Below are 25,126 nucleotides of genomic sequence, written 5' to 3'. Positions count from 1 at the left end.
TAATAAATGGATTCTTTTTTGATTACTTAGCAGGACGTCACAATGAGTTTTAGTGATCACTTAGATAACTTTATTAAACAACGGGAACAATTTGGTCAGCAGCCAAATAGAATGCAAAAACGCAATTCTTATATTGTGGTTGATGCTACTGATCAAAGTAAAGCACGTGAAGCGATGGCAAAAGAGCAAGAACATGCCACATTACGTGCAGAACAAGAAACGAAACAATATCATCAGCGTATTCGTGGACGATGCGTACTCCCAAGTGAAGCTCAAGCACAACAAGAGCGTAAAAATGATACTCGTCCAGCCGATCCCGATCGTATTGCGTACATTCAACAATTAAAAAAAGATTTAAAGTTAAAAAAACACCAAACTGAGTAACTTTTTTATAAAAGCTAATCTAAACGTATTTTTATGGAAACAATCTCTCTTCATTTCAACATGATGGTAACGATGATTTATTGTCGTTACCATTAATATTCTGCTTTCTCCCCCGCTAATACTTCTCCGTTTTCTTCCTGTCTAAGCATGATTATGCCAAGAATAAAGTATCGTCATATCATTCTCACACTATGAGATAAGGTGTTATAAGCAATAAGTTATCTTTTTGAGTATTTATCTAAATCCCTTCCAATAAATAAAAAAATATCTCTCAACAACAAAGAAATCACTTAGGTTTGATCACTGAACAATGACAAAAAAAGCCTCTATTTACTGTTTTGAACAATGTTTCATAATTTTTTTTCTAGTTTTTATCTTTTTTTTCAAGACTAAATAATAGTACTGAAACTAACTACCTACATTTCTCAAATTATGAGAATTAATGCTTTTTTTTAAATTACACTATCAACAACTAAATTTTCAATTTAACCTTTATATTACAGCCGTCAAATAAAAAGAATGCCGTACTCTATACTTAAATTGTCATACTTATAAAATATAACACTTTGATTCTGAAAAACTAACCATTCAAAAGCAGCAAAAAAACATCGACCCGAAAAGATTTATGACGCCAATAAATAACAGAACATAATCGATACTTAAATTTAACAATAAAAAACATAAACCTAACAGTTAGTCATGTAAAAAAACGACTACTTAATAATATATAAATAGCTAAGCACTAAAAACAGACAACCACTAGCACAGTAACCAAAACATAGCAATATGGTAAGAATGTCTTTTTGGAGTTAAAATTAGCACCAAAGAAGTAAAAAAGAAGATTTTAAATGACAACAACTATTCATGTTAATGAGCTCGAATCATTGCTCATCGCAATCATCGTGCTTTTTCTTGGCTACTTTATTAATACTAAAGTTAAGATTTTAAGAAAATATAATATACCAGAGCCGATTGTCGGCGGACTTGTCATTGCCTTTATTATTACCTTTTTCCATTTTCAAGGTTTTGACATTAATTTCAAATTAAGTATGCAAGACACCTTAATGCAAATGTTCTTTGCAACCGTTGGTCTTGCCGCTAGCTATAAATTATTGATGAAAGGCGGCTCTCGTGTATTCCTATTTTTAGGGGTCGCAACAATATTTATTATTCTTCAAGATGCTGTTGGCGTAGGAATGAGTAAAGCGTTAGGTCTAGATCCATTACTTGGTCTTATTGTTGGTTCAATCACTCTTTCAGGCGGTCACGGTACTGGTGCGGCTTGGTCACAAACTTTTGCTACCGACTATGGTTTAAACACATTAGAACTATCAATGGCTGCGGCAACATTTGGTCTGATTATGGGTGGTATCATCGGTGGTCCAATTGCCCAACGATTGATCAACAAACATAAGCTAAAATCTGATTTTGGTGAAAGTGGTAATCATCACATTGAACACCCGGATTTGATCACTTATAGCGATCGCGAAGAAGACCGTATTACCTCTAAAAACACCATTGAAGTATTATTTATTTTATTGGTTTGTGTTGCAGGTGCATCACACTTTAAAGATTTTGTAGACGGGCTTGGTATCAGTGCATTACGTATTCCTGAATTCGTATATGCGTTGTTTATTGGTGTGTTTATTACCAATGTCTGCGAGGGTACTAAGTGCTATAAAATCAACAAAGAAACTGTTGATGCCCTAGGTACAATAGCCTTGTCACTGTTCCTAGCAATGGCACTAATGAGCTTGCATCTGTGGGAATTAATGGACTTGGCAATGCCAATGTTGATAATTCTTGCCGTTCAAACTCTCGTCTTAGGGTTATTTACCTATTTTGTTACTTTCCGTGTAATGGGAAGCAACTATGACGCCGCCATTATTGCCGGTGGGCACTGTGGTTTTGGTATGGGTGCAACACCGACAGCAGTAATGAATATGGGTTCATTAGTGTCACGAAATGGCCCGTCACCACAAGCCTTTATGGTTGTGCCGATTGTAGGTGCTTTCTTTATTGATATTACTAACTTATTAGTCCTTCAAGGTTACATCAGCTTTCTTGGTCACTAAGTAGCATTAATCATCTATATAAAAAGAGAAGATATTGTATATCTTCTCTTTTTTGTATCTCACGTATCACTTCTCCCCCAATCCCGCTCATCTGAATATGGTATCAATACTCACTTCCTTGTTTTAGGTCTTACTGTACTAATCATCGGCTAAATATGGTGATCTTAATTGGCGTAGAATGCTAAAAACACCACAGTTTCACTCCCTATAGATCATGTATGCCTTCGCATCAGCAGCAGGTTTAATAATCGCTGTTGCGGTTGTACTGTCTGTTATTATCAAGAAAGTAGATCCTGAAGAACTAAAGAAAAAACTCGCCCTTTATCTATATTTTCCTATACTTGTAATTGTTAGCGTCTTGTTACTGAGTTAACAATATAAGTTACTCGAGGCGTATTACTTTAACGATTGCCCAGACAAGGAAAGTATTAATGGCTCAAAAAATATCAGGGGTATTCGCAGTGCTTGCTGCATCTGCTACTCTCTTCGCTGTTAACGTAAACGCCGCCGATAGCACGCTCAATAAAGTTAAAAAACAAGGGTATGTCCAATGTGGTGTTAGTGCGGGCTTACCCGGATTTTCAAACCCCAACGCGAAAGGTCAGTGGGAAGGTCTTGATGTCGAGTTCTGCCAAGCAGTTGCTGCTGCCACATTAGGCGATAAAACCAAGGTTAAATATATACCGTTAACCGCTAAAGAACGTTTCACCGCCTTACAATCGGGTGAAATTGATATTTTATCGCGTAATACAACTTGGACATTGCACCGTGATACCGCTCTTGGCCTTAATTTTACTGGTGTAAACTATTACGATGGTCAAGGTTTCATGGTCAAAAAAGACATGGGTATAAAAAGTGCTAAAGAACTCGATGGTGCAGCAGTTTGCGTACAATCAGGCACTACAACCGAGCTTAATCTAGCAGATTACTTCCGTGTAAATGGCATGAAATATAAGCCTGTTGTATTTGATACTGCCCCTCAAACCTCAAAAGGTTTTGACTCTGGACGTTGTGATGCACTCACCACCGACCAGTCAGGCTTATATGCCCTACGCTTAAACCTCAAAGATCCAACTTCCGCCGTCGTTTTACCTGAAATTATTTCTAAAGAGCCACTAGGCCCTGTTGTTCGTCAAGGTGATGATCAATGGTTCAATATCGTTCGTTGGACATTATTTACCATGATTAACGCTGAAGAATTCAATGTTACTTCTGCCAATGTTGAGCAACTAAAAAAAGACTCAAAAGATCCTAATATTCGTCGCCTAATTGGTCTTGATGGACCAAAGGGTAAAGGACTGGGATTAAATGACGATTGGGGTTTCCAGATCATTAAGCAAGTGGGTAACTATGGTGAAAGTTTCCATCGTACCGTAGGTTTAGGATCGCCACTTAACATTGAGCGTGGATTAAATGCACTATGGAATAATGGTGGTATTCAATATGCTCCACCGATTCGTTAATAACGGGCTCTTTTAAGTTCGTCTATGAAAGGAAGGGAGTCGTTTATGGCTCCCTCTGTCCATCTCAATGGATATGAGGATGTTGTATGGCATTTTCTACGAAGACTGATAGTTCACAAACAAGATCTCGCACTAAAAATCTATTTTATAATCCAATGTTTCGCGCCATTATCTTTCAACTTGTTGCAGTCGCGGCTCTAGCGTTTTTCTTTTATAGCATCATCAATAATGCATTAACTAACCTTGAAACACGTGGTATTGCGACTGGTTTCGATTTTCTGAGTCAAGAAGCAGGGTTTGGTATCGGTTTAACGCTTATCGATTATGATGAAACCTTCAGTTATGGCCGAACCTTTTTTGTTGGTTTACTCAACACGGCACTCATTGCCATACTCGGTGTTATTCTTGCTACCGCTTTAGGGTTTATTATTGGGATTGCCCGCTTATCCCCTAATTGGTTAGTCAGTCGCTTTGCTGCGCTTTATATTGAGATATTTCGAAATATTCCATTATTACTACAAATATTTTTTTGGTACTTTGCGGTATTACAGGTTCTGCCCTCACCAAAACAAAGCCTACAATTTGGCGAGAGTATTTTTCTTAATATACGCGGCTTATCCATACCTAGTCCTATTTTTGAACAAGGTTCTAGCTTTATATTTATCTCACTGCTTATCGCTCTAATCATAGCAATGAGTTATCAGTATTACGCCAAGAGAAAACAACAAAACACGGGTAAACAATCTCCGGTACTTCTCGTTAGTGTTGCCGTCATTACCTTACTGCCACTATTAGCTTTCTTTATTAGTGGTAAACCAATCAGTATTGATTATCCCGTTCTCAAAGGATTTAATTTCAGTGGTGGTATTACGGTATTACCTGAACTTGCGGCCTTGTTACTTGCACTGAGTATTTATACTGCGGCTTTTATTGCAGAAATTGTTCGCTCAGGCATTAATGCCGTCAGTCATGGTCAAACAGAAGCGGCTGAAGCATTAGGCTTAACCCGTAATAAAACTCTCCGTTTAATTGTAATTCCACAAGCGATGCGGGTTATTATTCCGCCCCTTACCAGTCAATATTTAAACCTCACTAAAAATTCCTCGCTGGCAATGGCGATTGGTTATCCTGATCTGGTCTCTGTTTTTGCAGGTACAACCCTCAATCAAACAGGACAAGCGATTGAAATCATCGCGATGACAATGGCGGTTTATTTAAGTCTAAGTTTAATTACATCACTGCTGATGAATATCTATAACAAAAAAATGGCTCTGGTTGAGAGGTAAGCATGAGTAAGCATCAATTTCTTCCTGATTTACCCCCACCAGCAAACACAGTGGGTATTTTTAGATGGTTACGCCAACATCTATTTTCTTCTGTCCTCAATACGATTATCACTTTACTTTTAGGCTATTTTGCCATTATCGGTTTATGGGGGATCATTGATTGGGCATTGATTAATGCCAATTGGCAAGGCGACTCTCGTGATGCTTGTACACTCACCGGCGCATGTTGGACCTTTATTAAAGTACGGTTTGATCAATTCATGTTTGGCTTCTACCCCAGTGCTGAATTATGGCGACCTAAACTGTTTTATGCCACATTAGCCATTTTTATTACTTTACTGGCTTACGAAAAAACCCCTCATCGAGGTTGGATTTGGTTATTTTTTGTTAATATTTATCCATTTATAGCAGGCTTTCTTTTATATGGCGGTATTGCAGGCTTACCTACTGTAGAAACGCACTTATGGGGTGGTTTACTTATTACCTTGATCATTGCCATTATCGGTATTGTGGTATCGCTACCGATAGGCATTGTATTAGCGCTGGGGCGGCGTTCAGAAATGCCGATCATTCGAAGTATTTGTACCGTCTATATTGAGATCTGGCGGGGTGTACCATTAATTACCGTCTTATTTATGGCATCCGTTATGCTGCCATTATTTTTAAGTTCTGAATTAGAAACCAACAAACTGATCCGAGCCTTAATTGGGGTGGTACTATTTAGTGCAGCTTATATGGCGGAAGTTATTCGTGGTGGGTTACAAGCAATACCCAAAGGCCAATATGAAGCGGCAGATGCTTTAGGGTTAAGTTACTGGCGGAAAACCTATCTTATCGTCTTACCCCAAGCATTGAAAATCACCATTCCGTCGATTGTAAATACCTTTATTGGCTTATTTAAAGACACCAGCTTAGTACTTATTATTGGTATGTTTGATGTATTAGGCATTGGGCAAGCCGCCAACAGTGATCCAGAATGGTTAGGTTTTGCCACTGAAAGCTACGTTTTTGTCGCTTTTGTTTTCTGGATTTTTTGTTTTAGTATGTCGAGATACAGTATCTACCTAGAAAACAAACTACATACTGGCCATCAACATTAGCAAGGATTGCATAATGAAAAACACTAACGATGCCACCATTAATCCTAACAATACTCAATGGGTTATAGAACTAGTTAATGTAAACAAATGGTACGGTCAATTTCACGTTCTTAAAGACATTAACCTACAAGTGCGTAAAGGTGAAAAGATCGTTATCTGTGGACCATCAGGATCAGGTAAATCAACCATGATCCGCTGTATTAATTATTTAGAAGAGCACCAACAAGGGCAAATCTCTGTCGCAGGGCAAGACATTACCGGAGATTTGAAAAATATTGAGCTAATTCGCAAAGAAGTCGGCATGTGTTTTCAGCATTTTAATCTTTTTCCTCATCTAACAGTATTAGAAAACTGCACTTTAGCGCCCATTTGGGTTAAGAAAATGCCAAAGAAAGAAGCTAACGCGCTTGCTATGCAATATTTAGAACGGGTTAAAATTCCAGATCAAGCCCATAAATACCCAGGCCAACTTTCTGGTGGACAGCAACAACGTGTCGCCATTGCACGTTCACTGTGCATGAATCCGCAAGTGATGTTGTTTGATGAACCGACGTCAGCACTCGATCCTGAAATGGTACGTGAAGTATTAGATGTGATGGTTGAGCTTGCTAATGAGGGTATGACAATGTTGTGCGTAACGCATGAGATGGGGTTTGCGCGCCAAGTGGCAGATAGGGTAATATTCATGGATCAAGGAGAAATCATTGAAGAAAATAACCCTCATGATTTTTTTGATCACCCTAAATCTGATCGAACGCAGCTTTTTTTACAGCAAATATTGCACTAATGGCTGAAACTGCCACCCTTAAAGGAAGCCTTATCGATGTAACACTTAGTTACAACTTAACGATAAATGAAGATTAGAGAGCGAAGTATTTTAATCTTCAAATACTTATAATATGCTTGATAGCAAACAAATAAATCTAAAGCTTAAGTTTACGCTTGCAATTCGTATTGTTTAGCCTCATATATAGCTTTATTAGAATTAACATAACTACCCTAAGGGGAACACTTATGAACGAACGTATGGTCAATCGTGACAATGGTTACGAAGGCGTGCTGTCAACCAATAAGGTTTTACGTAATACTTATTTCTTACTATCGCTAACGTTATTGTTCTCTGCTGGCGTTGCTGGCGTTGCAATGGTTATGAATGTTCCACCTGTACACTGGATCTTTCTACTTGTTGGCTTCTATGGTCTAATTTTCCTTACTGAGCGTAACCGTGACAGTAGCTTAGGCCTTATATTTGTGTTCGCATTAACAGGCTTTATGGGTTACACCCTTGGTCCGATTTTAAATATGTATGTCGGTGCGGGCATGGGCCATGTTGTTATGACAGCACTTGGCGGTACAGCACTAACATTCTTTGCTTGTTCTGCTTACGCATTAACAACCAAACGCGACTTATCATTCCTTAACGGCATGCTAATGGCTGGCTTTATTGCGATTATTGTCGCAGTAGTTGCGAATATCTTCTTAAAAATGCCAATGCTATCGTTAGCAATCAGCGGTATGTTTGTCTTGTTCTCATCAGCAGCGATCTTATTGACGACTCAGTCAATCATTCGTGGTGGTGAAACAAACTACATTTCAGCAACGGTTACTTTGTATGTTTCTATCTACAACCTATTCTTAAGCTTGCTTCAGATTCTAGGTGTAGTGAATAGCAGCGACAACTAAACAACCGCGATATATTAGCCTTACGTTTAGTAATACAAACTAAAAAGCCTGCCTGATGCAGGCTTTTCGTTTTTTACTTGCAGGTAGACAAGCGAATCACTATTCTTGCAACGTTAGCAATAAAGAGGTCTATTATGCTTGAATTTAACGGTGTACAAATCGACACTGACGCCCAAGGTTATCTTAAAAATGTTAGTGATTGGTCAGAAGATTTAGTTGTGCCACTTGCAGCAGAAGAATCGATTGAATTATCTGAGGCACATTGGGAAGTGATTCTCTTTGTTCGTGACTTTTACCTTGAATTTAATACTTCACCCGCAGTTAGAATGCTTGTAAAAGCAATGGCAAAACAATACGGTGAAGAAAAAGGCAGTTCACGTTATCTATATCGTTTATTTCCAAAAGGTCCAGCAAAGCAAGCAACTAAACTTGCTGGGTTACCTAAGCCAGTGAAGTGTATTTAAAATATCATTCTAAAAACCAAACATAACGACGATAACTCGCTTTATGTTTGGTTTTTTTATGAGCAGTATGAAATCACTCCCCTACACAACACATGACCCGTTACTCACGTTTTCACACAACGCCGAGCCATAACACTCTCTTTTTTTTTATATTGCCCATTACATTATTTTAGTTAAATAATGACGATAGGCTGATCATCCACCCACAAAATCTATTTATATTTTTGTGAAGTACTGTCGTTTATTTAACACTCAATAATGGCTTTATATGCCAACTTAGACGTTTTCATTTGATTTTACGTAGCCAGCACAACATAATATGCCCCCACTCGAATTCCATATTGGGCATGTCATGACTGCTTCTGTTTATTTGGTAAAAGGCCGTGAAAAATCACTACGCCGTCGCCACCCTTGGATTTTTTCTCGCGGTATTGATCGTGTTGAAGGAAAACCAGAACTTGGCGAAACCGTTGATGTTTACGATAACAAAGGCGAATGGCTAGCACGTGGTGCTTATTCACCACAGTCTCAGATTCGCGTTCGCGTATGGACATTCAACAAAAATGAAGCCATTGACGTTAACTTCTTTGTTAACCGCCTTAATGCCGCACAAAGTCTACGTGATGTATTAGCCGCTCGCGATGGTCTTACAGGCTACCGCTTAATTGCCGCTGAATCAGATGGTCTTCCTGGTATTACTATCGATCGCTACCAAGATTACTTAGTGTGCCAACTATTGAGTGCAGGTGCTGAAGCACAACGAGAAGTACTTCTTGAAGCATTACGACAGTGCTACCCAAGCTGTAATATTTACGAACGCTCTGATGTATCTGTTCGTAAAAAAGAAGGCTTAAAACAACGCACAGGCGTTCTACATGGTGAAGAGCCACCTAAGTTTGTCACTATTGAAGAAAATGGCGTTAAAATTAACGTTGATATCGTTGGTGGTCACAAAACAGGTTTCTACCTTGATCAACGTGATAGCCGCGAAGCATCGGTTAAATATGTTAACGGTAAGCGTGTTCTAAACTGCTTCAGCTACACTGGTGGCTTCGGTTTATACGCGCTAAAAGGCGGCGCAAGTGAAGTGATTAACGTTGATGTTTCTCAACCAGCACTTGATACCGCACGACTTAACGTAGAAATGAATGGTTATCCGGTTGAAAATGCACAGTTTGTAAACGCTGATGTGTTTAAATTACTGCGTGAATACCGTGAACGTGGCGAGCTATTTGATGTTGTTATCATGGATCCACCTAAATTTGCCGAGTCTAAATCTCAGTTAGTAGGTGCTTGTCGTGGTTACAAAGACATCAATATGTTAGCGATGCAAATCCTAAAACCAGGTGGCATGTTATTAACATACTCTTGCTCTGGTTTAATGGATAACGGTTTATTCCAAAAAATCATTGCTGATGCTGCACTTGATGCACATCGCGAAGTACAATTTATCGAGCGTTTCAGCCAAGCCGCCGATCACCCACTAGACAGTGCTTATCCTGAAGGTTTCTACCTTAAAGGTTTCGCTTGTTACGTAAAGTAATACGCGATTTAGCATAGATAGATATCAAACCCAGCCGACGCTGGGTTTTTTTATACCAACAAACTAGTGATTAATCATTAAATTCGATAGTTATTTGTCAAAATCTTAATTATCAGAATACAATAGTACCACTATGCCTAATACAGATTATTCATCTTACACACTCAAAGGAATCGACATGAAACTACGTACAGCCCTACTCTCTTTAGCGGCGTGTAGCATCAGCTTCTCATCATTTGCCGATGTAACACTTAACCTACCCCAATCTGCTGAACTGGTTCTCGTCAATGGCGTAAATGCTGAAGGTAATGCACCTCAAATATTGAATAACGGTAACAACCAAATCGCTTTTCGTTATAATAAAAATTACCGTGAAAATGGCGACACTCACTTATTTCGCTCTGAAGTTGTAATAATGACTTTTTCAGGCAGTGATATTGCATATACATTACAACTGCCTAATATTTCAAGTGCATATCAAGCGCAGAAATTCAACAACCATCCAATGATGTCTTTGTTATCTGCTGATGGTAGTGAAATACCATTTAAAGATGGTTTATTAATTAAAAATGGTATTCAAATTGGACGTAATTTCCAACAAGAAATCACACAATATAATTTAAGTGAAGCACCTGCAGCACTACCTTCAATCGTTATGGCTAATGAAATACAACCCGTACAACTACCAGTAAGCTCAACCAAAAAAGAAGAGAAGATTGATCAAGCTTATGTCACTAAAATGTTGAATTATTGGTATAACAAGGCAGATACAACGACACAGCAACACTTCAAAGCAAGTATTAATAAGTAATTCTATTTAATAGTAAATCTGGTATCACTAAGTACTGATTGATTATTTACCCTTCCTTCCCTTATTTTTCATATCTACAATTAAAAATAAGGGAAGTGAACGTTACTACTTATAATCAAGAATATGGCTTCTCTTTTCCTATTTTGTTCGATGTCATTTAATACCAAATGGGTACCATCATAACCAAAGCCATTTGGGCTCAACAAAATGTCAATCTGGTGATGACTTAGCAGTCCTTTCATTAGGTCATGGTCATAGTGATCATATCGGTGATCTAAATGGCGGTGGTGATAGTAGTTGAAGTGAAATTTATAATATGTAACTAATAAAGTAGCGCAATATGATGAATAGTATCGATACTGTCCTTTATATTAGACAATATAAATAGTTATTATTTATTTTTCTTCATCTTATATTCATGTTTATTTGTTTTGGTTGATATTCTCTCTCGCTGAATCACTCTTAACTCACCCTCTACATTATTATTTTAAATATATTCTAAATATTTAAAATTCAGATTGTAAGATATAAATATCAATTAAAAACAAATAGTTATAACCACTTCTCGCTTAATTACACAGCTTTTTTTAGCTTCATATTAATCAAACATGCTGCACTTAATTAAATGATGTTCATATTAATAAGCTATTGTTATCCATGATTAAATTAATCATTAATTCAACAACTATCTTATTTAAAACCGTTTAATTATCACTGCTCTATTATTTAATATCTCCTTTTTTTTTTCTTATTTATGATAAAGTACACCCTCGCTTAATTGCTAACCAACTTTGCAACCTATTTAAGAATAGAACGAATTAAATGAAAAAAGTTATTTACCTATTTCTATTAATGGTATGCCTTTTACCATTAAATGCATCTGCGCATGTTCTCCATACTGAACGTAAGAATGCAGACATTGTCGCAGATTATGTCTACCAAAAAGCGGATTTAAAAGGCAAGATTGATTACAGCGTGTTCAAAAAAGCATTTATTGCTTACAATAAAACCCGTGGGAAAAAGAAATCTTTATTAACCATTATTGATTACAGTATGCCATCTACTGAAAAAAGATTTTATGTCATTGATTTAAAATCGAATAAATTACTTTACCGTACTTATGTGTCACATGGCGAAAATAGTGGTCGTTTAATGGCTGATGATTTCTCTAACCGTGTTAATTCACATAAAACATCATTAGGTACATTTTTAACCGAAGGTACATACAATGGTGGTAATGGTTATTCATTAAAACTTAATGGGTTAACACGTGGTGAAAATGATAATGCATTAAAACGCTTTATTGTTATTCACGGTGCCAAATATGTTTCAGAATCATTTATAAAGCATAATGGTTACCTTGGTCGCAGTTGGGGCTGTCCGGCTATACCAACCTATTTGACCAAAAAGATTATTGATACAATTAAAGGCGGTAGTGTTATTTTTGCTTACGCTAAATAATCTACCTCTTCTAATAAAAAGCTTTTAGTTGAAGAACTAAAAGCTTTTTTTGTATCTAAGATTTCATAATATTCAAACTCAATATTTGATTGTATGCTCATTAGCATTAGCAAAAAAATAACCAACCAAAAGGTAAAATTATGAAAAAGGCATTAGTTATTATAGATTTAATTAATGACATTGTTGATATAAAAGGGAAAATACCAAGCTGTGCTGAACAAGTCAGTACCCACCATATCATCCATAATACAAATATCGCGATTCAATGGGCCAAAGAAAATAATATACCGTGTATTTTTGTCAAAGTTGGTTTTCAGCCTAGTTATCTTGAATTACCTCACCAATCACCAATGTTTGGCAAAGCACAACAATACCGAGCGTTAGAATTAGGCCAATGGGGCACTGAGTTTCACCCTGATTTAAATGTAACTAAACACGATATGGTAATCACAAAATCACGCGTAAACCCTTTCTATAATACGGCACTTGATAGTGTCCTACGTGCCAATACAATAACTGATGTTTACTTTTGTGGCGTAAGTACTTGCTGGGCAATTCAATCCGCCGTTAGAGATGCCCATGATCGTGATTACTGTGTCCATATTATCAGTGATGCTTGTACGTCAGCAACAGAACAAGAGCATCAACGTTCTTTGGCAATGTTGTCAAGAATAGCTACCTTACATCAAGTAAAAACACTTGATATATAAGGATAACCTAATGCTTGAGCAACACTATAGTTCGTGACTTGACCGTGATAAACATTTAAGCCATTGAGTAAATGTTTATTGGTAGAGAATGCAGTTTTATAACCAAGATCAGCTAATTGTAGAATATAAGGTAACGTCGCATTATTAAGTGCAAATGTTGATGTTTTCGCTACAGCACCTGGCATATTAGCAACACAATAATGCACAACATCATCAACAATATAAGTCGGGTTATCATGGGTGGTTGGATATGATGTTTCAATACAGCCACCTTGATCTATTGCGACATCAACAATCGCAGCCCCGGCTTTCATGCGTCGAATCATATCCTTTGTGACAAGTTTTGGCGCTTGTGCACCAGCAACGAGCACACAACCAATCACAAGATCTGCAGCAATAACATATTTTTCAATAGCATCACTGGTTGAATAAATGCAGGTCACAGCCCCAGAAAATAAACGGTCAAGGCGGCGCAATACTTCTACATTTCGGTCAATAATCACCACATTAGCACGTAAGCCTACTGCCATCTGAGCTGCATTCATGCCCACTACACCACCACCAATAATTACCACATTGGCAGGTGCGACACCAGGTACTCCAGCTAATAAAACCCCTCGACCACCTCGTGATTTTTCAAGAGCAAAAGCACCTGCTTGTAATGCCATTCTGCCAGCCACTTCTGACATAGGTGCTAATAATGGTAATTGTCCATTGTCATCAGTTACTGTTTCATAAGCGATGCATACGGCTCCACTATTAATTAAATCTTCTGTCTGTTCTCTATCTGGAGCCAAATGAAGATAAGTAAACAATATTTGATCTTTACGTAATAATCTCCGCTCTTGCCGTTGAGGTTCTTTTACTTTTACTATCATATCGGCTTGTTCAAACACAGCTTGGGCTGATATTACAATTTGTGCGCCAACCGCAATATAATCCTCATCAGTGTAACCAATCCCCTCTCCTGCCTGTGTTTCGACATAAACAGTATGACCATGTAATATTGCTTCTTTTACTGAAGCAGGTACCATACCAACGCGATATTCATGAATCTTGATCTCTTTAGGAATACCAATTTTCATCATTGTACCCTTGTCTATCAACACTCGTCATATATAGACAATAGTTAATAATAATAGATATTTCCTACTATTTTCCCGCTAACAACTCACGTTTAAACTAATGATCAATAGCAAATCAAACAATAATTCACAAAAAACAAGCAAAAAAAACCGTGATAAAATATCACGGTTTTTTATCACTTCCGATATAAATTAGATGTCATCTTCCCAAGGCATATCAGGTAAAGCGACAAGATTTTCACGATAACGTTTTAAATCAAACTTACCGTCATTTTTCATTACATCAAAAACTTCGATAGATAATGCACAAGCAATCATCTGCACCGCTTCATCACGTGCAGTACCTGTCATCATTAAACGCATCAATGTTTCTTTCACGACTAATGGATTACCGTCAGCTAGCTGATTTTCAACAGTTTCAACCAACATGTCACCCGTCATGATTTCTTCGTTTTCCATCATAAACCTATCTAAGTTATTTCAATCGTGCATAATTTAACATAGCGTATTGTTACTGCAAGATAATTGCTTACTTCACGCAGCTGCAGACGATAATTTATCTTTAAATAACGCATCTAGTAATGGTTTTGCCTCAACCATTGAAACAAATGAATGATCAGCATTAATTGCTGTTAGTGAAGGATGTCCATTAATCAATAGACAACAAATATCGGCATTTTTTGCTGATTGTAAACCCGTACGGCTATCTTCTATCGCAACGACTTGATAAGGTTGAACCTTCATTGCTTGGCAAGCATGTAAATAAACATCAGGTGACGGTTTATTATTTGCAACTTCATAGCCACTGAATACTTGATCAAATAAATCTAGCCAGCCATGTAATTTTAAGACACCTTCAACGTAATCTCGAGGCGCTCCTGTCACAACCGCCATTGGTACTTTACCAGAAAAAGCGTGAAGCACGGCATCAACACCAGGTAAGGCGGGGATCCCTTGCTGACGAATTTTGGTATCAGTCAATGCTTCCATTTCAGTCGTAATAGTGACGATATCTACATTAAGTTGATAACTATCTATAAAATGTTTCGCTATCTTTGGCCACGTAACCCCAGCATAATATTCAATAAAATCTTCTGCCGTTAACGTAACACCATATGTCGCTAAATAGTCACTCCAATTGTTAGCGTGAAACGTTTCAGAATCAACTAACGTACCATCAAAATCAAAAAAAAGAGTTTGCATTGTTTACCAAATAATAATTTCTATATAAAAGAACTGCTTTTATAACATCCTACTTTTACAAATAACAGCTCGCTATTCATCTCACACCACTAGCACTATTACGTGCTTTAAGTATCGTAATCGCATCATCAATCGCTACTGCTGGGCTATAGTAGAAACCTTGAATATAATGACACGACATCTCAGATAAAATATCCAATTGCGCTTGTGTTTCAACACCTTCAGCAACAACCTCAACCTTTAATTTACGACTAAGATCGATAACTAATGAAACTAACATTTGACTCTCTTTACTGTGTTCAATATTAACAATAAAGCTTCGATCAATCTTAATAATATCGGGTTTAATATCAATAATGGCTGCTAATGACGAATAACCCGTGCCAAAATCATCTAATGAAATCGCAATACCGCGTGATCTAAATGCCGCAAGAATATCAATAATATTCTTACCGTCATCAAGGGCTGTTGATTCAGTAATTTCAATCATTATCGCGCTATAGGGTAAGTTATAGTTATTGATCGTTTCAAAAATATATTCTTGATTATGCTGTGAGAATTCTTTCACTGAGTGGTTAATTGAAAAAACAACATCGGTAAAACCACTGCGATGAATACGATCTAAATCAGCACACGCTTTTTCAAAAACTAATTGACCTAACATACCAATTAAACCGTAGCGTTCAGCAATAGGAATAAAGACCCCTGGAGAGATGAAACCCTCTTGATCATCATGCCAACGCGCTAGTGCTTCAAATTTACATACGTTACCGGTTTTATTATCAACAATAGGCTGATAATGGACGATTATCTTTTGAGCATTAATAGCATGCTTTAATTTATCGCGTAATTTTAATTTACGGATATATTCATGTTGTAATTGTTGATCATAAACACAGACACCATTACGCCCTAACCACTTCTGTTCATACATGGCATAATCAGCATTCTTAAGTAAAGCTTGATGTGTCGTACCACTTTCAGGATATGATGATATACCAATACTAATAGTTAAATTTATATCAATACCATTACATTGAATCGGTTGTGACATAATACTTACCAATCTATTGGCAATCCTTTGAGCATAATTAACATCTTGCTCTTTAATTAAGACGGCATATTCATCGCCACCATAACGACAAACGACACTGTACTCACAAAGTGTCGTTCTAAGAATATCAGCTACTTTTTGTAAAACTGTATCCCCAAAATCATGACCATAAAGATCATTAAAAATCTTAAAATCATCAAGATCAATAAATAAAAGTGAACACATTGACGTCGATAATTTATTAGTTGATACGTCATCAATTTGTGCGATGTATTTTTCTACTTTTTCAATAAAATGACGGCGATTCATTAACCCTGTCAAGGTGTCATTATTTGCTAATAGTTTTAATTTCTTTTCAGTTTGCTTTCGAGAACTAATATCATGAAAAAAACCAACATAATTAATAACATTATGATCATCTTCAATTTTATTAATCGTCATTTCTTCAGGATAAACAATACCATCACTACGGCGGTTATTTAATTGCCCTTGCCATGTTCCTGTTGTTTCAAGGCTATGCCACATTTGTTTATAAAAAGCAGTATTATGATAACCCGATGCTAATATACGTGGATTTTCACCAACAATATCAGCATGACAATAGCCTGTTACTTTTTCAAAGGCTTTATTAACTGAAATTATATTATTATCTTTATCGGTTATCACAATACATTCAGACGTATTATCAAAAACTGTTTTAGCAAGGGTTAATTGCTGCTCTGCTACAACAGCATCGGTTATATCAATTAATATACCGACAATGCGGTTGTAACAATTAATACTATTGGATTCAATAATATTACCTTTACAATTAAACCAACGACAATTTTTGTCATTACTTCCTGATTTTAATCTAAATTCAACATCAATTGAGGTTGTATCACCATTACGTAAACTTGAAAAACATTCAATAACCGCTAAACGGTCATCGTTGTGAATCATCATAACCCAATCATATATATTATTAACAGGGGTTTCATTAATACCTAAAATATCCCAAAATTTAGGTGATGTTAATAATACTTGTGTTTCTAAATTATATTCCCATAGACCTTCAGTAACTGCGTTATATGTTACGCTTAATTTATCTGATGCTTGATCTAATTTATTTGAAAGGTAATAAAATTCGGTAATGTCTTGTACAATACCTTTAATTAATGTGGCAATCCCATTAATATCACGCAATATATGACAATGCTCACGTAAGTATTTATTTTCACCTTCTGCTAAAACAATACGATAAATAACATTATAACTCATGCTATTACTATCTAGCATATCACGTCTTAGTTCAAGAATACGGGTACGATCATCAGGATGAATATATTGATTCGTCGTTGTTTCATTAGGTGTAAAACTATCAATTTCACATTGGAATATTCGATAAATTTCTTTACTCCAATAGGCACTACCCGTTGCTATATCTACTTGAAAATTACCAAGCTGAGCTTCTTGCTGGTATTCTTCCATTTCACAAAGTAGTTTTTTTTGTTCTGATAGCACTGCTAAATATTGCACATCAGAACCAAGAATATCACCAAGAACTTGGCACCATTCGCCATACCGTTCTTCAGAAAAAAAATAAGGATGTTCAAATAAACATCCAAGAACACCCACAACTTCACTGCTCTCAGAAAAGATAGGTATGCCGAGATAATGTTGTAATGAATAAGAAGTGATTATCTGATTGAATGGGTAGATCTGTGAGATATTATTAGAAAAATAGTAAGGTTTTCCAGAAGATATCATCTTTTCACAAAGAGAATTATTGATTAAATATGTAAATACGGTGTTCGAAAAACGATCATTAATAGAATAAGCTAAAGATGTCGCTTTGTGATGCTTTTGATCAAAATAAGCAATATAACAATGTGTGGGTTTTAATGTTTTATAAACAGTATGCAGTACTTCTTGTATGAACTCGCCACCATAACTGTTTCGTTTTAATGCTTTTAGTGTTGTAACCATAAGTAATCAGTAGCCTAAACAATATATCTGGAAAAATAATTATCTTTAATACTGGAAAAATAATAACTGCTTAATATAGCGCATGTTATAGCATAATTAAAGGAAGTCAGTATTGATAATAAATTTTATTTAATATCTTTCAGGTGAATATCACTTTATCACTAAAAACAATAACACAATTAGATTAAATAGACGCCGTTGTTGTACTGTGACGAGGTAACCATAATGATATAATTGTTGTCATCATAATAAAAATAAATGCTATCCATAAACACATCGCTAAACCATATAATTGATATATCATGCCTGAAAGCAATGTTCCAATTAAACGCCCCATTGCATTTGCCATATAATAAAATCCCACATCTAAACTTACACCATCATCTTTGGCATAACTTACTATTAAATAAGAATGTAATGAGGAATTAATCGCAAAAATAGCACCAAAGATCATTAGACCAATAATAATAATTAATTGCGGATACCAATTAAATTGTAATGCAATAGCTATCACTCCCGTAACCACAGCCAGTATCATTGCCCATCCAAATGCAACTCGACCATCGGGTACTATGCCTTCCGTTTTACCGGTAATTCTTGGGGCAATACTCTGAACCAAGCCATAACCAATGACCCACAACGCTAAAAAACCACCAACCAATATATAATCCCAGCCAAAAACTTGCCCCAAATATAATGGTAATGCAATCACAAACCAGACATCACGCGCACCAAAAAGAAACATTCTGGCCGCAGACAGTATATTTATACTTCTACTTTTTGAGAAAATCTGACTGAATTTTACCTTACTCTTTGCCTTGCCAAGATCTTTATCAAGCCACAATAGGCTACATATAAATACGACGGCAAGCACTCCAGCCATCGCAATAACTGCACCTTGAAAACCAATCAATGCCAGTAACGCCCCCCCTAAGAAAAAGCCGACACCTTTAAGTGCATTTTTTGAACCTGTTAACAGTGCGATCCATTTATATAATGCACCTTGCTGATCATTTGGAACGAGTGTTTTAATCGCACTTTTAGCACTCATCTTATTTAAGTCTTTAGCAATACCTGATAACGCTTGGGCAAACATTACCCATATAACAGTAAGATTTGCGGAAGGTACAGCCAACATTAACAATGCGACAACCTGCATAAACAAACCAATATTCATGGTCTTATTTAAACCCACCCGCGCACCAAGCCAGCCACCAATTAAATTCGTTACCACGCCAAAAAATTCATAAAATAAAAATAATGAGGCAATCTCTAACGGGCTATAACCCAGTTGGTGGAAATGTAAAACCACCAACATTCTTAATGCGCCATCCGTTAGAGTGAAATTCCAATAATTAAATGTCACCAACATATATTGGCGTACATCATTGGGTAACTGGCTCAGCTTTGCTAACATAAAAATACTCTCTAACTTATTATCACTTTTTATTATTAGCTGATTAACAACCAACTTTACGAATTAATTCTGCTGTCCGTGTGGCATAACCCATTTCATTGTCATACCACGCATAAATTTTTACCATACGATGATTTACAACCATGGTTGATAGCGCATCAATAATAGTTGATCGTTGATCACCGCGATAGTCAATCGACACCAATGGGCGGGCCTCAAAGCCTAAAATACCACTCAGTTCCGTTTCTGATGCAGCTTTCAATAATTGATTAACTTCATCAATAGAAGTATCACGCTCAACATCAAAAATAATATCCGTCAATGATGCGTTTGCCAATGGTACACGCACCGCATGACCATCAATTTTCCCAGCTAACTCTGGAAAGATTTCCACAATGGCTTTAGCTGAACCCGTTGTTGTTGGAATTAAACTCATACCACATGCACGAGCACGACGAAGATCTTTATGCGGCGCATCTAGGATAGTTTGTGTATTGGTTAAATTATGGATAGTAGTAAACGATGCTTGCTTGATACCAAGATGTTCGTGGATCACTTTAACAACGGGCGCAATACAATTGGTAGTACAAGATGCGGCAGTAACAATACGGTGTTTTTTAGCATCAAATAAATGATCGTTAACCCCGACCACAATATTCAATACTCCCTCGGCTTTTACTGGCGCAGAAACCACTACCCGCTTTACGCCTTGCTGTAAATATTGATTAAGGTATTGAGTATCACGGTGAACACCTGTGGCTTCTAATACAACATCACAACCCGACCAATCGACATCAGCAATCTGTTGTTGCTGACAATAACGAATTGCATGACCATTAATCATCATTTTGCCATTATCAACAGTCACAGCATGTCCCCAACGCCCTTGAATCGAATCAAATTCAAGTAAATGGGACAAGGTATTAACATCACCTGCAACATCATTAATTAAGACAAATTCAATCTCAGGCCAGTCAAATGCAGCACGTAATACTAAGCGGCCAATACGACCAAATCCATTAATCCCTACTTTAATAGTCATGATTCTTCCTTACCTTGTTAATAATAAATATACGAATATCCATATATATGGAAAATCAAATATATCAGCCACAAGAAAAGAAATAAACCTTTTTTACCTAAAATACGTTCAACAAGCTTCAATAACAAAAAACCCCGCATCTGCGAGGTTTCGTAATAAATTATTATTGATAGCAATTAGTACTTAGCGTCATCATTCCACTGCTTTATATTCTAACGCAGTTAACACTACCGTTGCTCCCGCCGCTTTTAATTGACGCAAGCTCGTTATCGTATTAACCCCTTTTGTTCCAGGGCATGGTGTTAATAATAAGCCACCTTTGGTAAAGGCTGCTTCATTTAATGGTAGTGTCCAAACAGGATGTATATTATCCATAACGTAACAATTCCTATTCTGCTATAGCATTAATAAATTGATGGTGGTTTCTTCCTGTTTTTTATTGCACTTAAACGTATTTTTTCTTGATTAATCAATGCAAGTTGACCATTACGTACCGTATCAAATGTATGGCGGATCCATACTGGTAAATCGGAAGAGAAATGATAAAAAATCCACACCCCTTCACGTTGATCTTGTAATACACCACTATCACGTAATAAGGCTAAATGACGAGAAACTTTCGGTTGGCTAACCTGTAACGCTTTCGTCAAATCCCCTACAGATAAAGCAACTTCATCATGAATTAACATTAAAATACGTAATCGTAATGGATCACTCATTATTTTAAATAACTCAACCGCACCAATAGTGTCAGATTGATTATCACCATTAAGCATTAAAAATAACGCTATCTTGGCTTTTAAGCCATCAAAGACATCATAGAAACCTTGAGAGCCGGACTCTGGCTTAGGATCTTTAAAATCCCAATGTATTAATGCGTCAGAATCAGGGAAAAGAGCACATTCTCTACTGGCTTTATCACACAACGTTATCACGACATCGAAATGTCGATGTTGTAAACTCGATGCCAATACACTAGTTAAATTATCGGAATTAATATGATGATAATTGAGTACTTCATAAACTCGTGAATCAACGCTTTCTGGCGCCATTCCTGCACTCATAATTTCAAATTGACCAATTACAGTTTCACTGTCTCGACACATATGACGCATTAATGCTTCAGCAAGTTGCGATCGTGCAGAATTACCGGTACAAAGAAACAAAATACGTTTCACAGTAAAAACCTTATTAATTATCATTGAAACATTAGAATATACGATAAAACATATATGACAAGTTCAAGTAATAAAAAATATATCTTTGAATTCTAACGAGCTATATCTAATTGATGGCCACTGACGCCATTGGTTCTAAACCAACCAGCAATACTAAATCGTTGTTGTGTCACGGGAAGTACTTCATGCGGAAACAGTTCAGATAAAAAAACGACTAATCTGCCTGCTTTTGGATCTAATGTTGCTAATTCATTATCGTCGAGATCATACATTTTAAGACAACCACCATGTCCTGGCTGCCAATCATCATTTAAATAAAAGACCGTTGTTAATTTACGGTTCTCTTGACCACGAAAACAATCTAAATGCTTTTGATAAAAGTCACCTTGTTCATATTTGGAAAAATGTGCTTCATATTCAAATAAACCCAAGAAAAAATGACGATTTACTTCGACTCGAATATCATTCATTTGCTGTAAAAAATCAGTAACTGGTGGCCCCATATCTGAAGATAACCACTGAATTTTATCACTTCTAATTGCTTTTTTAGTCAGATATGTCTCATTACGACCGATCCCTGCTTGACTCCAATCTGCGGGAATACAGGCTTTCAGTTCACTGACTTTATCTTGAGTTAAGAAATCATCCCAAACAAACCACCCTTGGGTAAATAATGCATCAATAAGCTTGCCGTTGTTCATAGTCGTTCCAATATTAAATAAAAAAACGTTATAAGGGCAGACACACTTTACGACAAATCATAAAAATCATCATAACTATGAAATTTTCTACTCAAATTAACAATGACGTATACAATATTAGATTCAGTAGTTGATTAATCTAATCAAATAGTGACTAATGCCACATAGACATAATATTTATTAAATACTCATCACGTATTAAATAAATAATTTTGATAAAAACATTAATTTACTGATTTAAATGTATGGGAAATCGTTGTTATGAGCGATAAAAAACACGGATTATTATTGGCTTTTATTGGCATAATGATATTAAGCTTTGATAGTTTATTCGTTAAACTATCAAATTCTACTGCATGGAATGTACTTTTTTGGCGTGGTGCGTTTCAATGTATCGTATTGGTGATTGTTCAACTATTTTATAATCGTAAGAAATTTATAACTGAAATCTCACACCCATCTTTATCTCTTTTAGGCTTAGGATTTATTTTTGCAGCTTCAACCGTCTGCTTTATTGAATCGCTACATTATACTCAAGTAGCAAGTACCCTTGTTATTATCAATACCGCACCGTTTTTTACCGCTATTTTAGGTTTTTTAATCTTAAAAGAGAAACTGAAATGGCCAACATTACTTGCTATTGGTATCGCTACCAGTGGCATTTGGATTATCTTTGCGTTTGCGCCAGCTGGCGGTCAATGGGTAGGCAATGTATTAGCATTGGTTACGGCATTAGCAACCGCTATCTATTTAGTCGCCATGCGTAAAACGAAAGGGGAACAAGCCGCTAATATTCTGATTATAGCTGGCTTTATGATTGCGGTGTTCGCTTATATTAAAGGTGCTCAACCCTTTTCGTTATCCCATCTCCAAATGTTATATTTATTGATATTAGGTGGTATTGTTGTACCCGGCTCTTATCTGTGTATTTCAAAATCTGCAGCCTATATTCCAGCCGCTCAAACAAGCTTAATTTTGCTAATGGAAATTCTATTAGGCCCACTATACGTATTTTTAGTGATTGGCGAGCAACCATCAATAAACGATATTTTAGGCGGAGCTATAATATTAATTACATTAGGGCTTTATACTGTGTGGGATCTTAAACAATCTGCGTAATATATAATACCGAATAAAATTACCGCCGTTCGTATTTACAACGGCGATAATCCATCAATCATGTTAAATATTATTTAGCGCTTACACGTAAATTATTTTTATTATCACGATTTTGGCGAATATGTTCATCACTCTGGATAATATTTTCTTGTTTAGCAAGACGGTCATATAAAACAACATTAACGGATGCTGCTAAGTTCATACAACCAACCGTGGGTACATAAACAACATGGTCGGCTCTGTTTGCTACGTCTTGTGAAATGGAACCATCTTCAGGACCAAAAATATAGATCGCTTTGTCTGGATGCTGAAAATGAGGCAATAATGTTGCTCCCTCAGCAAAATCGACACAAACAATCTTCATATCTTTCGGCAAATTATCAAGCATAGATTCAACACCAGATAATGGAATTGTCTGTGCCATTTTTTTAGTATCTGTCTGAAATTTTGCGGCTTTATCGTAACGGGTTCCCGTATAAATAACAGCATCTGCTTTATAACAACCAGCAGCTCTGAGTACAGCACCGATATTGGTTGGACTTTTAGGATTACTTAATCCAATGATTACTGATGCATCTTTCATGTCAGGAATACCTTATTGTTTAGATTAACAACAAATATAAATAAAGATGCCATTATACTAAAATAGTAACTTTGCAGAAAGAAGTAACCAAACTTAACGTTACCGTCAGACCCATAAGCAAAAAAGCCTCACTCTTTTGAATGAAGCTTCTTCTTTAAATAATCGCTGTTGAAATTCTATACTAAAAAATTAACTCAACGTCGATAATCACTATAATTAATAATAATTAATTTACGTTATTATCTGCTAAATGATGACATAACCAACCTAACGATAAATCTTCAATGGCTTGCTGTATCGATGCATCTATCTTTTGTGCTTCATCGCCATTATACATATCAAGAATAGTAGTAAAAAATGGCATATACGGCATTGTGGATATATACACTTTATTATCATCAGCAGCAGCGATCACTTCAATATCATAGGCATTTAAATGACGTGAGTCTTCAGATGTGATGTGTACTAAATTAAAACGAATGATACTGGCATCTTTCAAATCAACGGTCGCACGATACCCTATTCGATTTTCATCATCGATCAAATGATAGCCCCCATCAGTAAGCGCTATCCCTTTTTCAATCAGCATCGCTAATGTATCCGCTCGCTCAGAAGAGACGTCCATTACCAATGCTGATTCTTCTGAAAAATCATCAATAGAACCATCTTCAAGATCATCATCAAATATAGATCGGGTGTAGGTTGTTACGACATGATCTAGCATGCTTGCAATCCTAATGTTTAGTATAAATAAATTTATCAAGTAGATAATGGTTATACTGGATTACATATTATC

General features: G+C 36.4%; 24 protein-coding genes. 13 read left to right on the top strand and 11 right to left on the bottom strand.

Annotation, left to right across the window (positions count from 1 at the left end; all coding sequences use genetic code 11):
- Positions 1-42 precede the first annotated feature (42 nt).
- The 12 genes from CIK00_RS11200 to CIK00_RS11145 all read left to right on the top strand — a co-directional run bounded on the left by CIK00_RS11200 (position 43) and on the right by CIK00_RS11145 (position 12,980).
- Entirely contained in the window at positions 43-384 is a 342-nt protein-coding gene (locus CIK00_RS11200; protein WP_101768943.1) for a hypothetical protein, read from the top strand.
- An 848-nt stretch (positions 385-1,232) separates the two neighbouring features.
- Positions 1,233-2,459, top strand: coding sequence for a sodium/glutamate symporter (gene gltS, locus CIK00_RS11195; RefSeq protein WP_101768942.1), 1,227 nt, complete (start codon positions 1,233-1,235; stop codon positions 2,457-2,459).
- A gap of 431 nt (positions 2,460-2,890) precedes the next feature.
- A complete protein-coding gene (locus tag CIK00_RS11190) occupies positions 2,891-3,922 on the top strand; it encodes an amino acid ABC transporter substrate-binding protein (protein ID WP_101768941.1) in 1,032 nt (343 codons plus the stop codon).
- Positions 3,923-4,008: 86 nt separating this feature from the next.
- Positions 4,009-5,208, top strand: a complete 1,200-nt coding sequence (locus CIK00_RS11185; protein WP_101768940.1) for an amino acid ABC transporter permease — start codon at positions 4,009-4,011, stop codon at positions 5,206-5,208.
- Positions 5,209-5,210: 2 nt separating this feature from the next.
- Positions 5,211-6,308: an amino acid ABC transporter permease gene (locus CIK00_RS11180; protein ID WP_101768939.1), complete on the top strand. Its 1,098-nt coding sequence runs from the start codon at positions 5,211-5,213 to the stop codon at positions 6,306-6,308.
- A gap of 13 nt (positions 6,309-6,321) precedes the next feature.
- Positions 6,322-7,095 (top strand): amino acid ABC transporter ATP-binding protein, encoded by a 774-nt coding sequence (locus CIK00_RS11175; protein ID WP_101768938.1) that lies wholly within the window; start codon positions 6,322-6,324, stop codon positions 7,093-7,095.
- Positions 7,096-7,322: 227 nt separating this feature from the next.
- A complete protein-coding gene (locus CIK00_RS11170) occupies positions 7,323-7,991 on the top strand; it encodes a Bax inhibitor-1/YccA family protein (protein ID WP_101768937.1) in 669 nt (222 codons plus the stop codon).
- Positions 7,992-8,125: 134 nt separating this feature from the next.
- Positions 8,126-8,455: a sulfurtransferase TusE gene (gene tusE, locus CIK00_RS11165; protein ID WP_101768936.1), complete on the top strand. Its 330-nt coding sequence runs from the start codon at positions 8,126-8,128 to the stop codon at positions 8,453-8,455.
- A 352-nt stretch (positions 8,456-8,807) separates the two neighbouring features.
- The gene (locus tag CIK00_RS11160; RefSeq protein ID WP_101768935.1) at positions 8,808-9,998 is read left to right on the top strand and encodes a class I SAM-dependent methyltransferase; all 1,191 of its coding nucleotides are present in this window, start codon (positions 8,808-8,810) and stop codon (positions 9,996-9,998) included.
- 178 nt (positions 9,999-10,176) lie between these two features.
- Positions 10,177-10,809, top strand: a complete 633-nt coding sequence (locus tag CIK00_RS11155) for a YccT family protein (protein WP_101768934.1) — start codon at positions 10,177-10,179, stop codon at positions 10,807-10,809.
- An 822-nt stretch (positions 10,810-11,631) separates the two neighbouring features.
- Entirely contained in the window at positions 11,632-12,270 is a 639-nt protein-coding gene (locus CIK00_RS11150; protein ID WP_101768933.1) for a murein L,D-transpeptidase catalytic domain family protein, read from the top strand.
- A 140-nt stretch (positions 12,271-12,410) separates the two neighbouring features.
- The gene (locus CIK00_RS11145; protein ID WP_101768932.1) at positions 12,411-12,980 is read left to right on the top strand and encodes a cysteine hydrolase family protein; all 570 of its coding nucleotides are present in this window, start codon (positions 12,411-12,413) and stop codon (positions 12,978-12,980) included.
- Here the strand turns inward: CIK00_RS11145 and ald are convergent.
- The 9 genes from ald to CIK00_RS11100 form a co-directional block, all read right to left on the bottom strand.
- Entirely contained in the window at positions 12,956-14,065 is a 1,110-nt protein-coding gene (gene ald / locus CIK00_RS11140; protein ID WP_101768931.1) for an alanine dehydrogenase, read from the bottom strand. The two genes, CIK00_RS11145 and ald, sit on opposite strands and share 25 nt — an antisense overlap.
- A 192-nt stretch (positions 14,066-14,257) precedes the next feature.
- Positions 14,258-14,524 (bottom strand): hypothetical protein, encoded by a 267-nt coding sequence (locus CIK00_RS11135; RefSeq protein WP_036794193.1) that lies wholly within the window; start codon positions 14,522-14,524, stop codon positions 14,258-14,260.
- 75 nt (positions 14,525-14,599) lie between these two features.
- Positions 14,600-15,268 carry an HAD family hydrolase gene (locus tag CIK00_RS11130; RefSeq protein ID WP_101768930.1) on the bottom strand — a complete coding sequence of 223 codons (669 nt, stop codon included), beginning with the start codon at positions 15,266-15,268 and terminating at the stop codon, positions 14,600-14,602.
- Positions 15,269-15,344: 76 nt separating this feature from the next.
- Complete coding sequence (locus tag CIK00_RS11125) at positions 15,345-18,290, bottom strand: bifunctional diguanylate cyclase/phosphodiesterase (protein ID WP_101768929.1); 2,946 nt, start codon at positions 18,288-18,290, stop codon at positions 15,345-15,347.
- A 184-nt stretch (positions 18,291-18,474) separates the two neighbouring features.
- Positions 18,475-19,707 carry an organoarsenical effux MFS transporter ArsJ gene (arsJ, locus tag CIK00_RS11120; RefSeq protein ID WP_101768928.1) on the bottom strand — a complete coding sequence of 411 codons (1,233 nt, stop codon included), beginning with the start codon at positions 19,705-19,707 and terminating at the stop codon, positions 18,475-18,477.
- Positions 19,708-19,750: 43 nt separating this feature from the next.
- Positions 19,751-20,749, bottom strand: a complete 999-nt coding sequence (locus tag CIK00_RS11115; protein WP_101768927.1) for an ArsJ-associated glyceraldehyde-3-phosphate dehydrogenase — start codon at positions 20,747-20,749, stop codon at positions 19,751-19,753.
- Positions 20,750-20,941: 192 nt separating this feature from the next.
- Positions 20,942-21,124, bottom strand: a complete 183-nt coding sequence (locus CIK00_RS11110; RefSeq protein ID WP_101768926.1) for a protein-tyrosine phosphatase family protein — start codon at positions 21,122-21,124, stop codon at positions 20,942-20,944.
- 29 nt (positions 21,125-21,153) lie between these two features.
- Positions 21,154-21,927 carry a metalloregulator ArsR/SmtB family transcription factor gene (locus tag CIK00_RS11105; RefSeq protein WP_233426557.1) on the bottom strand — a complete coding sequence of 258 codons (774 nt, stop codon included), beginning with the start codon at positions 21,925-21,927 and terminating at the stop codon, positions 21,154-21,156.
- A 92-nt stretch (positions 21,928-22,019) separates the two neighbouring features.
- Entirely contained in the window at positions 22,020-22,628 is a 609-nt protein-coding gene (locus tag CIK00_RS11100) for a 2OG-Fe(II) oxygenase (RefSeq protein WP_101768924.1), read from the bottom strand.
- Positions 22,629-22,889: 261 nt separating this feature from the next.
- Here CIK00_RS11100 and CIK00_RS11095 point away from each other — a divergent pair, with 261 nt between their 5' ends.
- Positions 22,890-23,747 (top strand): DMT family transporter, encoded by an 858-nt coding sequence (locus CIK00_RS11095; RefSeq protein WP_101768923.1) that lies wholly within the window; start codon positions 22,890-22,892, stop codon positions 23,745-23,747.
- 70 nt (positions 23,748-23,817) lie between these two features.
- On the opposite strand, the gene CIK00_RS11090 is transcribed toward CIK00_RS11095, so the two are convergent.
- Positions 23,818-24,330, bottom strand: a complete 513-nt coding sequence (locus CIK00_RS11090; RefSeq protein WP_101768922.1) for an RNA methyltransferase — start codon at positions 24,328-24,330, stop codon at positions 23,818-23,820.
- 226 nt (positions 24,331-24,556) lie between these two features.
- Complete coding sequence (locus tag CIK00_RS11085) at positions 24,557-25,054, bottom strand: hypothetical protein (protein ID WP_101768921.1); 498 nt, start codon at positions 25,052-25,054, stop codon at positions 24,557-24,559.
- Positions 25,055-25,126: the final 72 nt, after the last annotated feature.

It is taken from the genome of Photobacterium carnosum, assembly GCF_002849605.1.
GTDB lineage: Bacteria > Pseudomonadota > Gammaproteobacteria > Enterobacterales > Vibrionaceae > Photobacterium > Photobacterium carnosum.
This window is presented reverse-complemented; position numbering and strand designations above follow the sequence as displayed.